A 14,010-nucleotide genomic window follows, 5' to 3' on the forward strand; every position below is an offset into this window, starting at 1 on the left:
GCAGCAGTGAGGAGCAAGACCGTGGCGAACCCGACCATCCGGGGCCGTGGCTCCACCTCTCCCGGCCGTCGCGCCATGTCGGCGGCCGCGCGTGCGGCCGCCAAGCGGTCGGACCGCGTCCGGCCGGGCCCGGGCGGTTCCGCCCTGCTCGACACGCCGCGCGGCCCGGCTCCCCGGCGGCTCGAGGCCCCTGACGACGCCTCGCAGGCACGCCGGGACGAGAACCAGCATGTGGGGCCCGTCGTGCTGGCGGAGGAGGCCGCGGCGCTCCTGCCGGAGCGTCGCCGGCGCCGGCGACGGGCGCGGCTCTGCGCCCTGCTCGCCGCCCTGGTGGCCCTCGGGCTGACCGCCGTGGCGGTGCTGGGGTGGGAGTACGCCGAGGGCCGGCGTACCGACGCGGCCCGGACGCAGGCGGTCGCGGCGGCGCGGAAGGCGGCGCCGGTGGTGCTGTCGTACGACCACCGCAGGCTGGAGGCGGACTTCGCCGCGGCGCGCGGCCATCTGACCGGCGCCTTCAAGGAGGAGTACGGCAGGACCACGAGCAAGGTGGTGGGGCCGACCGCGAAGAAGTACCGCGGGGTCGTCAAGGCGAGCGTGGTCGCGCCCCCGGACGGTGGCACGCCCGCCGCTTCCGTGGTGTCCGCGTCCCCCGACCGGGCCGTGGTGCTGCTGTTCGTCAACCAGGTCACCACCAGTACGCAGGTCACCGGGTCGCGGGTCGATCTGAACCGGGTCCGGATGACGATGACGCGTACGTCCGGCGGCTGGAAGGTGAGTGCCGTCGACGCCCTCTGAGGACCACCCCTGAGACGCGGGGGGACCCCCCCGGCCCCCCGCACGCCTCCCGAGCAGGGACGGAAGAAGGCCTGACCCGCCTTCCGACGACCCGCTCGGGAGGCGCTTTTTTGTGGTCGCTCTTGACAGCCGTCACCCCGCCCGGAGATTATTCCGTCAGACAGAAAGAGACTTCCGCAATACGGAAGGGGCGCACAACCCCATGGGATACAGCGACCACCGCTACGACGTGAACCTCTCGATCCTCTTCACGGAACTCCCGCTGCTGGAGCGCCCGGCGGCCGCCGCCGCGGCCGGCTTCACCGCGGTCGAGCTGTGGTGGCCGTGGATCGAGACCCCCACCCCGCCGCAGGCCGAACTCGACGCCCTGAAGAAGGCACTCGACGACGCCGGCACCCAGCTGGTGGGACTGAACTTCTACGCCGGGCAGCTGCCCGGCCCCGACCGCGGCGCGCTCTCCGTGCCCGGCGACGAGTCCGACCGCTTCCGCGCCAACATCGAGGTGGCGGCCGACTTCGCGGCGTCCGTGGGCTGCAAGGCGCTCAACGCCCTCTACGGCAACCGCGTCGAGGGCGCCGACCCGCAGGTCCAGGACACCCTCGCCCTGGAGAACCTGGTCCTCGCCGCCCGTGCCGCCGACCGCGTCGGGGCGATCCTGCTGGTCGAGACGCTCAACAAGCCCGAGTCGCCGCTGTACCCGCTGGTCAGCGCCCCGGCGGCGATCGAGGTGATCGACAAGGTCAACGCCGCGACCGGTCTCGGCAACGCCCGGTTCCTGCTGGACATCTACCACCTGTCCATGAACGGCGAGGACGTCGCCCGGGTCATCGAGGAGTACGCCGGGCAGACCGGCCACGTCCAGATCGCCGACAACCCCGGCCGCGGCGCACCCGGCACCGGCTCGCTCCCTCTGGAGCAGCTCCTCGACGACCTCAGGAAGGCCGGTTACGAGGGCTGGGTGGGCCTGGAGTACAAGGCCGGCGACCGTCCGAGCGCCGAGTCCTTCGACTGGCTGCCGGCCGGGGCCCGCGCGGCCCGCTGACTTCCCTTACACGTTTTCAGAGAGGTACCCCCGATGAGCACCCCCAAGATCGCATGGATCGGCCTCGGCATCATGGGCTCCCCCATGTCCGAGAACCTGCTGAAGGCCGGCTACTCCGTCACCGGCTACACCCTCGAGCAGGACAAGCTGGACCGCCTCGCGGCGGCCGGCGGCACCGCGGCAGGCTCGATCGCCGAGGCCGTCGAGGACGCGGACGTCGTCATCACCATGGTCCCGGCCTCCCCGCAGGTCGAGGCCATCGCCTACGGCCCTGACGGCATCCTCGAGAACGCGAAGCGCGGCGCGCTGCTGATCGACATGTCCTCGATCACCCCGCAGACCTCCGTCGACCTGGCGAAGGCCGCCGCCGACAAGGGCATCCGCGTGCTCGACGCCCCCGTCTCCGGCGGCGAGGCCGGCGCGATAGAGGCCGTACTGTCCATCATGGTCGGCGGCGAGAAGGCGGACTTCGACACCGCCAGGCCGATCCTCGAGGCTCTCGGCAGGACGATCGTGCTCTGCGGTCCGCACGGCTCCGGCCAGACGGTGAAGGCGGCCAACCAGCTGATCGTCGCCGTCAACATCCAGGCGTGCGCCGAGGCCGTGGTCTTCCTGGAGAAGTCCGGCGTGGACCCCGCCGCCGCCCTGGACGTCCTCAACGGCGGTCTGGCCGGCTCGACCGTGCTGACCCGCAAGAAGGACAACTTCCTGAACCGGGACTTCAAGCCCGGCTTCCGGATCGACCTGCACCACAAGGACATGGGCATCGTCACGGACGCCGCCCGCAACGTCGGCGCGGCGCTGCCCGTCGGCGCGGTCGTGGCCCAGCTGGTCGCGTCGCTGCGCGCCCAGGGCGACGGCGGCCTGGACCACTCGGCCCTGCTGCGCGCGGTGGAGCGTCTCTCCGGCTCCGCCTCCTGACACCGGGCCGCCCCCGGCCCGCGTGGGCCGCGCAAGGCGCCCCGGGCCGCCCCGACCACGGGCGCCGGGGGCAGGCACACCGCCCTACCCCCGGCCAGGCTCCACGCCCACGGACAGCAACCTCCGAGGCCCCGCCCCGGCTCACCACGCGTGAGCACGACTCACCCCTGCTCAGGTCACCCACGGGGACCCCTCCGGGGCCCCTGCCCAGGCCCACCACGGCCCCGCGAAAGCGGCCCACCCCGTGACCGGCCACCCACCGGGCAGCAACCCCCGAGGCCCCTGCCCAGGCCGAGCACGGCCCCATATACCCCGGTCGGTGTTGGCGCTGACACCTGTCCTGTCGCGCCCAGGCGCCGGCACCGACCGGAACCCCTCCCTTCGTTTTCAACAAACTGTTGACGTTTCGTTCGGCTCGTATTTACGCTCCTCGAACCGTCCCAGTGCAGCTCCCGTACGGAAGGTCACGATGTCGAAGCGCGTGCTTACGACCGAGTCCGGCGCCCCCGTCGCCGACAACCAGAACTCCGCCACCGCCGGCGTCGGTGGCCCCCTGCTCCTCCAGGACCAGCACCTGCTGGAGAAGCTCGCGCGCTTCAACCGTGAGCGCATCCCGGAGCGCGTGGTGCACGCCCGCGGCTCCGGCGCGTACGGGTACTTCGAGGTGACCGACGACGTCACCGGCTGGACGAAGGCGGACTTCCTCTCCCAGGTGGGCAAGCGCACGGAGACCTTCCTGCGCTTCTCCACCGTCGCCGACTCCCTCGGCGGCGCGGACGCGGTCCGCGACCCCCGCGGCTTCGCCGTGAAGTTCTACACCGAAGAGGGCAACTACGACCTCGTCGGCAACAACACCCCGGTGTTCTTCATCAAGGACCCGATCAAGTTCCCCGACTTCATCCACTCCCAGAAGCGGGACCCGTTCACGGGCCGTCAGGAGCCGGACAACGTCTGGGACTTCTGGGCGCACGCCCCCGAGGCGACGCACCAGGTGACCTGGCTGATGGGCGACCGCGGCATCCCCGCCTCGTACCGCCACATGAACGGTTACGGCTCGCACACCTACCAGTGGACCAACGAGGCGGGCGAGGCCTTCTTCGTGAAGTACCACTTCAAGACCAACCAGGGCGTACGCTCGCTCTCCTCCGAGCAGGCCGCCGAACTGGTCGGCAAGGACGCCAACTCGCACCAGACGGACCTGCTCCAGGCCATCGAGCGCGGCGTGAACCCGTCCTGGACGCTGTACGTGCAGGTCATGCCGGCGGCGGAGGCGGCCGACTACCGCTTCAACCCGTTCGACCTCACCAAGGTGTGGCCGCACGCCGACTACCCCCTGCAGCGCGTCGGCCGCCTGGTCCTCGACCGCAACCCGGACAACGTCTTCGCCGAGGTCGAGCAGGCCGCGTTCTCGCCGAACAACTTCGTCCCCGGCATCGGCCCGTCCCCGGACAAGATGCTCCAGGGCCGGCTGTTCGCCTACGCGGACGCCCACCGCTACCGCCTCGGCGTCAACCACACCCAGCTTCCGGTGAACGCCCCGAAGGCCACCGTGGCGGACAACTACGGCCGTGACGGCCTGATGGCGACCCGCAACGGCTCGCGCCACGACAAGAACTACGAGCCCAACTCCTACTCCGGGCCCGCCCAGAGCGACGCGGCGCTCTCCGCGCCGCTGGCCGTCCACGGCTGGACCGGCACCCACGAGGCGCCCGCGCACACCAAGGACGACGACTTCTTCCAGGCGGGCGAGCTGTACCGCCTGATGTCCGACGAGGAGAAGGGCCGGCTCGTGGCCAACATCGCGGGCGGCCTCTCCCAGGTCACGCGTGACGACGTGATCGAGAAGAACCTGGCCCACTTCCACGCCGCCGACCCCGAGTACGGCAAGCGTGTGGAGGAGGCGGTCCGCGCCCTGCGCGAGGACTGACCCAAGACCGCGCCCGGGACCGACGGGAGGTCGGCCCCGGGCGTGAGCCCGCTTCACGAGCCCGGATGAGGGGTGGTGCGTGAAGCGGGCTGAAGCGAGGACCGCGGCGGCGTGCGATGCCAGTGCGGTGGTGAAGGCTCCCGGACCCGTTCTGACCTGAAGAACGCGCTCCGTGCAGCCGATCGCCCCGCCGCGGTCCCCCCTTCCACCCCCAAGGCCCCGCCCGGCGGCGCGAACGTCCTGTCGCGCCAGCCTCGCACCGTCGGGCGGTACCAACTGCGCTATCAACTTCACAGACAGGGTGCACGGTCCGGTACGGTCCCGTGCCGCGCGCCCGAGATCAGGGTCCGGCCATCGCACAGCGGCCGGGCCCTGGTCCGCGTCCGGGCCCTGCTCGGCGTTCGGACCCTGCTCCGCCTCGGGGCCCTTGTCCGCGTTCCGGTTCAGCGCACCGTGCCGCCGGAGGCGAGGGCGGCGACCGTCCGCTCCAGACGGGCCTTGCGTGTACGGTCCGTCCTGGCCTTCAGCAGGCCGAGGACCACCTGGTACCGCTCCGTCCTGCCGAGGCCTTCGAAGGCCTTCCGCGCCTCCGGATTCTCGTTCAGGGCGGCCTCCAGGTCGGGCGGCACCTCCGCGTCGCGCTGCGAGGCGTACGCGGCCTCCCAGCGGCCGTCAGCCCGGGCCGCCGCGACCTCCGCGAGTCCCGGCTCACGCATACGGCCGGCGGCCGACAGCTCCGCGACCCGCTTGACGTTCACCTGCGACCAGGTGCTCCGCGGCCGGCGCGGGGTGATCTTCTGGAGGTAGCGGACGTCGTCCCGGGAGCGCCGCAGGCCGGTGATCCAACCGAAGCAGAGAGCCGCGTCGTTGACGTCGCCCGCGCTCGGCGAAGGCACCCCCGACCCCTTCTTCGCGAGCTCCACCCACAGGCCGGGCGCGGTCGCGTGGTTGTTCTCCAGCCATGCCTCGAGCTCCGGCAGGCCGGCGAAGGCGAGCAACGGCAGTCCGTCGAGCGTTTCCATCCGCCCACGCTAGCGCGGGAGATGCCGGAAGGGCCCGGTCCGCAGGTCGCGGACCGGGCCCTTCGGGCACGTGCGGCGGGATCAGACCTTCAGCGGCCTGATCGCGGTCGGGGCGTGGCCCGGCTCGGTGGCGATCTCCTCGAACTCGGTGACGTCACTGATGTCCGCGGTCTTGCTCATCGCGATGTTGGTGACGCGCTCCAGGATCGCTTCGACCACGACCGGGACCCGGTACTCGGCGGCGAGCTTCTTCGCCTCCTCGAATGCCGGCAGCAATTGGTCCGGCTCGGTGACACGGATCGCCTTGCAGCCGAGGCCCTCGACGACCTTGACGTGGTCGACGCCGTAGACGCCGATCTCCGGGGAGTTGATGTTCTCGAACTCCAGGTTGACCTGGAAGTTGATGTCCAGGCCGGCCTGCGCCTGACGGATCAGGCCCAGGTAGGAGTTGTTCACCAGGACGTGGACGTACGGGATGCGGTGCTGCGCGCCGACGGCCAGCTCCTCCAGCATGAACTGGAAGTCGTAGTCGCCGGACAGGGCGACGACGGAGGCCTCCGGGTCGGCCTTGGCGACACCGAGTGCGGCGGGGATCGTCCAGCCGAGCGGGCCGGCCTGACCGCAGTTGATCCAGTGGCGCGGCCGGTAGACGTGCAGCATCTGGGCGCCCGCGATCTGCGAGAGACCGATGGTGGTGACGTACCGCGTCTCGGGGCCGAACGCGCGGTTCATCTCCTCGTACACGCGCTGCGGCTTGAGCGGCACGTTGTCGAAGTGCGTACGCCGCTGGAGCGTCGCCTTGCGCTCGTTGGTGGCGTCGACCCACGCCCGGCGGTCGGGCAGCCGGCCGGCGGCCTCGAGCTCCTTCGCGACCTCGACGAAGAGCTCCAGGGCGGCCTTCGCGTCGGAGGCGATGCCGTAGTCGGGGGCGAAGATCTTGCCGATCTGGGTGGGCTCGATGTCGACGTGGACGAACTTACGGCCCTTGGTGTAGACGTCGAGCTTGTAGCCGGTGTGGCGGTTGGCCCAGCGGTTGCCGATGCCGAGGACGAAGTCGGACTCGAGGAAGTTCGCGTTGCCGTAGCGGTGCGACGTCTGGAGACCGACCATGCCGGCGTTCAGCTCGTGGTCGTCCGGGATGGTGCCCCAGCCCATCAGGGTGGGGATGACGGGCGTGCCGGTGATCTCCGCGAACTCGACGAGCAGCTCGGAGGCGTCGGCGTTGATGATGCCGCCGCCGGCGACGATCAGCGGACGCTCGGACTCCAGCAGGAAGCCGATGGCCTTCTCGATCTGGGCCCGGGTCGCCGCCGGCTTGTGGACCGCCAGCGGCTCGTACGTCTCCGGGTCGAAGTCGATCTCGGTGAGCTGGACGTCGATCGGCAGGTCGATCAGGACCGGGCCGGGACGGCCGGAGCGCATCAGGTGGAAGGCCTGCTGGAACACTCCGGGGACCTGCCCGGCCTCCAGCACGGTCGTGGCGGCCTTGGTGACCGGCGCCGCGATCGAGGCGATGTCGACGGCCTGGAAGTCCTCCTTGTGGATCACGGAGGTGGGCGCCTGGCCGGTGATGCACAGGATCGGGACGGAGTCGCCGATCGCCGAGTACAGGCCGGTGATCATGTCCGTGCCGGCGGGGCCGGAGGTGCCGATGCAGACGCCGATGTTGCCCGGGGCGGTCCGGGTGTAGCCCTCGGCCATGTGGGACGCGCCCTCGACATGGCGGGCCAGCGTGTGCTCGATGCCGCCGCCTGCCTGGAGGGCCTTGTAGAAGGGGTTGATCGCTGCGCCCGGCACGCCGAACGCGTGGGTGACGCCTTCACGCTTGAGGATCTCAACTGCCGCGCGGGCGGCGGTCATTCGAGGCATGGGGTGCTCCTGCTTCGGCCTGTCGGATCTGGTCGGAACGGTCGGAACAGGGCTCTGTCGCGCCACCTGAGAGCAGCTATTCCGCATAGTGGAAGTTCAGTTTTGCTATACGGAAGCAATGTAGGGGCGCACTCCGGGCCACGTCAAGGGACGTCCATCACGACGGCCGCGGGCCCGCGGAGTCGGCGAAGTACCTCGCCAACGCGGCGCGGTTGATGGACGATGGGGGCAGCCGAGGAGAGGAAGAGGGGCCGCGATGACCGAGAGCGTGCCGGTGCGCTGCCCGGTCTGCCGACGCGACCACCTCTTCGCGGCACCCGTCTACCCGTGCCCGTGCGGTGCCCCGCTCGCGGCGCCCCTGCTGCGCGCGGCCCGGCCGGAACCCATCACGCACCGCACCTGGACCGACGACTGGGTGACGGTCCGCTGCCCCGAGTGCGACCGCCAGGACCAGTGGCCCCAGCCCGAGCTGGGCTGCCCCTGCGGCACGGTCCTTCGGGTCCCGGTCCGGCCCGTCGGCACACGCTCGCCGTCCGCCCCCGTCGAGGGGCCGAGCCGTCTCCGGCGCCCCTGGCACATACCGCTGCCGCGCACGGCCGTCGCCGCCCGGCCCTCCTTCCGGCCGGTGACGATCCGCACCGCGCGCGACGCGGTCACCGCCGCGGCCCTCTACCTCAGATGGCTGGGCTTCCGCGACGTGATCCAGCCCGAGGTCCGGCCCGTGTCCGGCATCGACCTCAGGGGCCCCGGCATCGTCGCCCAGGTCGACCCCACGACCAGACCGGCGAACCTGCGCGCCGTCGAATGCCTGTGGCTGAACGGCCTCAACTCGTCCTCCGCGAGCGTCTTCTTCTCCCTCGCGGGCTACGCGGACGACGCCCGCGCCCGCGCGGACCAGCTCGGCGTCCCGCTCTTCGTCATGGACCTCACCGGCTGCCCCCAGCCGATCAACGCCCCCGCGGACGAGCTGGTCTCCACCGGCGTGTGACGCACCGCGCCGGCGATGCCGGCGCCTTCCCCCGCTTCTCCCCCGGCCTCTCCCCCTTGCCTCCCCGCTTCTCCCCCGTTCCCCGCCGGTCCGGTCAGCGACCGGGGCGGCTCACCGCGGGTGCGACGGCGTGACGACGTTGATGTTGAACATGTGGCCCCCCACGCCGGCGGCGATGCCCATGAAGAGCAGCGCGAAGTGCTCCTGCCCCCGCGCCGTGGTGATGCCGCCGATGTCCATCAGGGAGGAGTACGGCCACCCGAGGTCACCGAGGAGCCGGCCGGTGAGCTGCTTGGCCGCGGTGCTCTCACCGGACAGGAAGACGGTGCTCGGGCCGTCCAGGCCGCCGGGGTCCACCATCACGGTGGAGTCCATGGTGCACAGCGTCTTGACCACCGCCGTCCCGGGGAAGGCCGCCTGGATCTGCTCACCGAGACTGCTGTTGGGGTGGGAGAGTTCCGTGTAGTCGTCGGAGAGTCCGACCCCGACGTCGATCAGCGTCTTTCCGGTCAGGGCGGGCGCTCCGATCCCGGCGAGCAGGTCCAGGGACACGGTCCCCGGCGTCGCGTTGACCACCACCTCCGCGTGGGTGACCGCCTCGTCGAGACCCACGACGGTGAGCCCGGTTTCCTTCCTGTCCTGCGGCCGACGCGACCCGAGGACCACCTCGTGTCCCGCGCCGGACCAGCCTCCCGCCAGTGCTCGGGCAACGTTTCCTGTGCCAAGGATTCCGATTCGCATGGTGCGACGCTAACGGCGCCGCCGACCCGGCCGGATCGGGCGGAGGGCCCGGACGGGACGGTCCTCACGACGTAGGACCACCACCGTGTCCGGGCCGGACCCGTGCGACCGACCCGGCCCGGATCCGGTGCGGCCGACCCGGCCGGGTCCGATGCTCAGCCCTCTCAGCCGTCCCCGAAGCGGCGCCGCAGTTCCACCTTGCGGACCTTGCCGCTCACCGTCATCGGGAAGTCCGCGAGGACCTCCAGGCGGCGCGGGATCTTGTAGTGGGCCAGCTGCTCGCGGCAGAACTCGGTGATCTCCTCCAGCGTCGGGGCGTCCGCCGGGTCGCGCGGGATCACACAGGCGAGGATCTCCTCGCCGTACCGCTCGTCCGGCACGCCGACCACCTGCACGTCCGCGATCTTCGGGTGCGCGTACAGGAACTCCTCGATCTCCCGGGGATACACGTTCTCGCCGCCCCTGATGATCATGTCCTTGATGCGGCCGACGATCTGGACGTAGCCGTCCTCGCGCATGACGGCGAGGTCGCCGGTGTGCATCCAGCGGCCTGCGTCGACCGACTCCGCGGTCTTCTCCGGCTCGTCCCAGTAGCCGAGCATCACGCTGTAGCCGCGGGTGCACAGCTCACCCGCCTCGCCGCGCGGCAGGGTCACGCCGCTGACCGGATCGACGATCTTCACCTCGATGTGCGGCATGACGCGGCCGACGGTGCCCGTGCGGCGTTCCAGGTCGTCGTCGCGCCGGGTCTGCGTGGAGACGGGCGACGTCTCCGTCATGCCGTAACAGATCGACACCTCGGCCATGTTCATCTCGGCGACGACCCGTTTCATCACCTCCACCGGACACGGCGAGCCCGCCATGATGCCGGTGCGCAGGGTCGACAGGTCGTAGGAGGCGAAGCCGGGCAGGTTCAGCTCGGCGATGAACATCGTCGGCACGCCGTACAGCGAGGTGCAGCGCTCCTGCTGCACGGCGCGCAGGGTGGCCGCCGGGTCGAAGGACGGTGCCGGGATCACCATGCAGGCGCCGTGGGAGGTGGCGGCCAGGTTCCCCATGACCATGCCGAAGCAGTGGTAGAAGGGCACGGGGATGCAGACCCGGTCCTGCTCGGTGTAGGCGATCATCTCGCCGACGAAGTAACCGTTGTTGAGGATGTTGTGGTGGGAGAGGGTGGCGCCCTTCGGGAAGCCGGTCGTGCCGGACGTGTACTGGATGTTGACCGGGTCGTCGCACGACAACTGCGCCTGGGTGTCCCGGAGTTGTTCGTCCGTGACGCCGGTGGCCGCCTCCAGCAGCACGTCCCACGAACTGTCGGCGATGTAGTGGACGGCGCGCAGCTGCGGGCACTTGGGGCGCACCGCGTCCACCATGGCGCGGTAGTCGCTGGTCTTGTGCGTCTGCGAGGCGACCAGCAGCGACACCCCGGCCTGGTTCAGCACGTACTCGAGCTCGTGCGCGCGGTACGCCGGGTTGATGTTCACCATGATTGCGCCGATGCGTGCGGTGGCGTACTGGACCAGCACCCACTCCGCGCAGTTGACCGCCCAGATCCCGACCCGGTCGCCCTTGCCGACCCCAGAGCCGAGGAGCCCGCGCGCCAGTAGGTCGACGGCGGCGTCGAGTTCGGCGTAGGTCCAGCGGGCGCCGGCCGCCACGTCGACCAGCGCCTCCCTGCCGGGGTGCGCGGCGGCGGTGCGCGCCAGGTTGCCGCCGATCGTCTCGCCGAGCAGCGGGGTACCGCTGACGCCGTGTGCGTACGAGAGTGTCATCGCAGGTTGCCTTCTGTGTACTCGGCGGCGGAGCCCTGGGCCGTGCGCTCCCTCAGTTCGATCCGGCGGATCTTCCCGGACACGGTCTTCGGCAGTTCGGCGAACTCCAGCCTGCGGATGCGCTTGTACGGGGCGAGCACGGCGCGCGAGTGCTCGAAGATCAGCTTCGCCGTGCCGGGCCCGGGCTCCCAGCCCTCCGCGAGGACGACGTACGCCTTCGGGACGGCGAGGCGCACCGGGTCGGGGGCGGGCACCACCGCGGCCTCCGCCACCGCCTCGTGCTCCAGCAGCGCGCTCTCCAGCTCGAAGGGGCTGATCTTGTAGTCGGAGGCCTTGAAGACGTCGTCCGACCGGCCCACGTAGGTGATGTAGCCGTCGGCGTCGCGGGAGCCGATGTCGCCCGTACGGTAGTGGCCGCCGGCCATCACCTCCGCGGTGCGTTCCTCGTCGCCGTGGTACCCGGTCATCAGGCCCACCGGCCGTGCGGACAGGTCCAGTGCGATCTCGCCCTCCGCGGCGCCCGGTTCACCGGTGACCGGGTCGAGGAGCTCGACCTTGTAGCCGGGGCTGGGCCGGCCCATCGAGCCCGCCTTGAGGAGCTGGCCGGGGCTGTTGGAGACCTGCACGGCCGTCTCGGTCTGGCCGAAGCCGTCCCGGATGGTCACGCCCCACTCGCGCCGCACCGTCTCGATGACCTCGGGGTTGAGCGGCTCACCCGCGGCGACGACCTCCCGCGGCGGCTTCCGCAGCCGGCTGAGGTCGGCCTGGATGAGCATCCGCCAGACCGTCGGAGGAGCACAGAAGCTGGTGATCCCCTCGCGGTCCATCTCGGCCATCAGCCGGCCCGGGTCGAAGCGTGTGTAGTTGTGGATGAAGACCGTCGCCTCCGCGTTCCACGGCGCGAACAGGTTCGACCAGGCGTGCTTGGCCCACCCGGGCGAGGAGATGTTCAGGTGCACGTCGCCGGGCTCGAGGCCGATCCAGTACATGGTCGCCAGGTGCCCGACCGGGTACGACACATGGGTGTGCTCGACGAGCTTCGGCCGGGCGGTGGTGCCGGAGGTGAAGTACAGCATCAGCGTCTCGTCCGCGCGGGTGGGACCGTCGGGCACGAACTCCCGCGGGCTCTCGTGCACGCCGCTGTAGGGCAGCCAGCCGGGGCGCTCGCCACCGACCACGATCCGGCTGTAGTCGCCGGGGACGTCGTCGAACTTGCCGGTGTCCTCCGGGCGCACCACGACGTGCCGCACCCGGCCGCGTTCGATCCGGTCGCGCAGGTCGGCCGGGCCGAGCAGCGGCGTCGCCGGGATCATCACGGCGCGCAGCTTCATCGCGGCGAGCGCGGTCTCCCACAGCTCGACCTGGTTGCCGAGCATGACGAGGATCCGGTCACCGGCCCGCACCCCCTGGGCGCGCATCCAGTTCGCCGCCCGGTCGGACCGGGCCGACATCTCGGCGAACGAGACCCGGCTGTTCGTCCCGTCCTCCTCGACGATCCGCAGAGCCGGCCTGTCGTTGCCCTCCGCGATGACGTCGAACCAGTCCAGCGCCCAGTTGAAGTGCTCGAGGCGGGGCCACTCGAAGCCCTCGTACGCGCGTACGTAGTCCTCCCGGTGCTCCAGCAGGAAGTCCCGTGCGGCACGGAACCTCTCCGTCGCGCTGCCAGACGTCATGTGTCCTCCTCGTTGCGGGACCGGCCGTCCACATCGTGTAATCGGTGACCCAAGTCTCACTACCCCCGTACGGGGGTGTCGTCCCCGGGGTCGGGGCACCGGAGGGAGGAAGCGCGCGTGACAGGAACCGGCGAAGCGGCCGAGATGCGGGCGGCGCTGCTCCGGCTGCGACGGACGACGGGGCTACCCGTCGCGTTCGGCGGCCTGCTCACCGACGGCCGGCAGCAGCAGCTGCGCATCGCCGAGCTGAACGGCGCCGCGACCGGCGCGCTGCGCGGGCTCGCCATCTGCGCGGGCAACGGCCTCGGCGGCAAGTCGATGGCCCTGGCCAGGCCGTGCGCGGTGACCGACTACCCGGCGGCGCGGCACATCAGCCACGAGTACGACGCTGCGGTGGCCTCAGAAGGGCTGCGGTCGGTCGTCGCCGTCCCCGTCGTGGTGCGCCGCCGCGTACGGGGCCTGCTGTACGGGGCGCTGCGCCGGCCGCTCGTGCTCGGCGACCGCGTCCTCGACGCGGCGGTGGCCGCGGCACGCGACGTGGAACAGGCCCTGGTCGTCCGCGACGAGATGCGGCAGCTGCTCGCGATGACGGGCCCGCCGGCCACGGGCGACGCCGTGGGTCGGCGCGACTGGGAGACCGTCCGCGAGGTCCACGGCGAACTCCGCGCCCTGGCGCCGCGCATCACGGACCGGGCCCTGCGCGAGGAACTCCTCGCCGCCTGCGCCCGGCTGGCCCCGGGCCCGAGCACGCCGGCGCCGACGAACGGCGGGGTCTCGCTGACGCCCCGGGAACTGGACGTGCTCGGCTGCGTGGCCTCCGGCGCGACGAACGCGACGGCGGCGGAACGCCTGGGCCTGCGGCCGGAGACGGTGAAGGCGTACCTGCGGTCGGCGATGCGGAAGCTGGGGGCGCGGACGCGTCTTGAGGCGGTGGTGGCCGCGCGAAGGGCCGGCCTCCTGCCGTGACGGCCGACCCGTCCGCCCCTACGGCCCGGCGGCCCTTGGGGCCCACTTCCCGGCCCCGGGGGGACAGACCCCGGCCCCGCTACCGCGCTCCGCGCGGTGTTTCGGGGCTCCTGCCCCTACGCCTGGCGGCGTGCGGCACCACCAGCCCCGCGCCTCAAACGCCGGCGAGGCTGGAGTGTCCAGCCGCCTGGGGCACCCCCCACGACCGCCCGGCCGTAGGGGGAGATCGAGCGCACCGCGCGGAGCACGGCACGGGGTCCGGGGCTTGCCCCGGTTTCGGGAAGGGCGTAGGGG

The 14,010-nt window shown here is 71.5% G+C and carries 11 protein-coding genes; 6 read left to right on the forward strand and 5 right to left on the reverse strand.

The genetic code is table 11. From position 1 onward, the window contains the following. Nucleotides 1-21 precede the first annotated feature (21 nt). The 4 genes from SPRI_RS07670 (at nucleotide 22) to SPRI_RS07685 (ending at nucleotide 4,685) form a co-directional block, all read left to right on the forward strand. The gene (locus SPRI_RS07670) at nucleotides 22-795 is read left to right on the forward strand and encodes a hypothetical protein (protein ID WP_053556788.1); all 774 of its coding nucleotides are present in this window, start codon (nucleotides 22-24) and stop codon (nucleotides 793-795) included. A gap of 202 nt (nucleotides 796-997) precedes the next feature. Then, complete coding sequence (locus SPRI_RS07675; RefSeq protein WP_053556789.1) at nucleotides 998-1,837, forward strand: TIM barrel protein; 840 nt, start codon at nucleotides 998-1,000, stop codon at nucleotides 1,835-1,837. A gap of 33 nt (nucleotides 1,838-1,870) precedes the next feature. After that, nucleotides 1,871-2,758, forward strand: a complete 888-nt coding sequence (locus SPRI_RS07680; RefSeq protein ID WP_053556790.1) for a 2-hydroxy-3-oxopropionate reductase — start codon at nucleotides 1,871-1,873, stop codon at nucleotides 2,756-2,758. A gap of 469 nt (nucleotides 2,759-3,227) precedes the next feature. Then, nucleotides 3,228-4,685 (forward strand): catalase, encoded by a 1,458-nt coding sequence (locus SPRI_RS07685; RefSeq protein WP_005310120.1) that lies wholly within the window; start codon nucleotides 3,228-3,230, stop codon nucleotides 4,683-4,685. Nucleotides 4,686-5,128: 443 nt separating this feature from the next. Here the strand turns inward: SPRI_RS07685 and SPRI_RS07690 are convergent, their stop codons facing one another. Both SPRI_RS07690 and gcl read right to left on the reverse strand, forming a co-directional pair. Then, nucleotides 5,129-5,707: a YdeI/OmpD-associated family protein gene (locus tag SPRI_RS07690; protein WP_053556791.1), complete on the reverse strand. Its 579-nt coding sequence runs from the start codon at nucleotides 5,705-5,707 to the stop codon at nucleotides 5,129-5,131. An 81-nt stretch (nucleotides 5,708-5,788) separates the two neighbouring features. Next, nucleotides 5,789-7,576 carry a glyoxylate carboligase gene (gene gcl / locus SPRI_RS07695; RefSeq protein WP_005310122.1) on the reverse strand — a complete coding sequence of 596 codons (1,788 nt, stop codon included), beginning with the start codon at nucleotides 7,574-7,576 and terminating at the stop codon, nucleotides 5,789-5,791. Between the two features lie 256 nt (nucleotides 7,577-7,832). On the opposite strand from gcl, the gene SPRI_RS07700 reads away from it, so the two are divergent. Beyond that, nucleotides 7,833-8,564 carry a hypothetical protein gene (locus SPRI_RS07700; RefSeq protein ID WP_005310124.1) on the forward strand — a complete coding sequence of 244 codons (732 nt, stop codon included), beginning with the start codon at nucleotides 7,833-7,835 and terminating at the stop codon, nucleotides 8,562-8,564. 111 nt (nucleotides 8,565-8,675) lie between these two features. Here the strand turns inward: SPRI_RS07700 and SPRI_RS07705 are convergent, their stop codons facing one another. The 3 genes from SPRI_RS07705 to SPRI_RS07715 form a co-directional block, all read right to left on the reverse strand. Continuing rightward, on the reverse strand, nucleotides 8,676-9,305 hold the full coding sequence (locus SPRI_RS07705) for an NADPH-dependent F420 reductase (RefSeq protein WP_037773398.1): 630 nt from the start codon (nucleotides 9,303-9,305) through the stop codon (nucleotides 8,676-8,678). Nucleotides 9,306-9,469: 164 nt separating this feature from the next. Beyond that, a complete protein-coding gene (locus SPRI_RS07710) occupies nucleotides 9,470-11,077 on the reverse strand; it encodes an AMP-binding protein (protein WP_005310128.1) in 1,608 nt (535 codons plus the stop codon). Continuing rightward, nucleotides 11,074-12,750, reverse strand: coding sequence for an AMP-binding protein (locus SPRI_RS07715; protein ID WP_053556792.1), 1,677 nt, complete (start codon nucleotides 12,748-12,750; stop codon nucleotides 11,074-11,076). Before SPRI_RS07715 ends, SPRI_RS07710 begins: the two co-directional genes overlap by 4 nt. Before the next feature lie 144 nt (nucleotides 12,751-12,894). Between SPRI_RS07715 and SPRI_RS07720 the strand changes: the two genes are divergently transcribed. Further along, nucleotides 12,895-13,716 carry a helix-turn-helix transcriptional regulator gene (locus tag SPRI_RS07720; protein ID WP_037776107.1) on the forward strand — a complete coding sequence of 274 codons (822 nt, stop codon included), beginning with the start codon at nucleotides 12,895-12,897 and terminating at the stop codon, nucleotides 13,714-13,716. Nucleotides 13,717-14,010 lie beyond the last annotated feature (294 nt).

The sequence above is a fragment of the Streptomyces pristinaespiralis genome (assembly GCF_001278075.1).
GTDB classification, from domain to species: domain Bacteria; phylum Actinomycetota; class Actinomycetes; order Streptomycetales; family Streptomycetaceae; genus Streptomyces; species Streptomyces pristinaespiralis.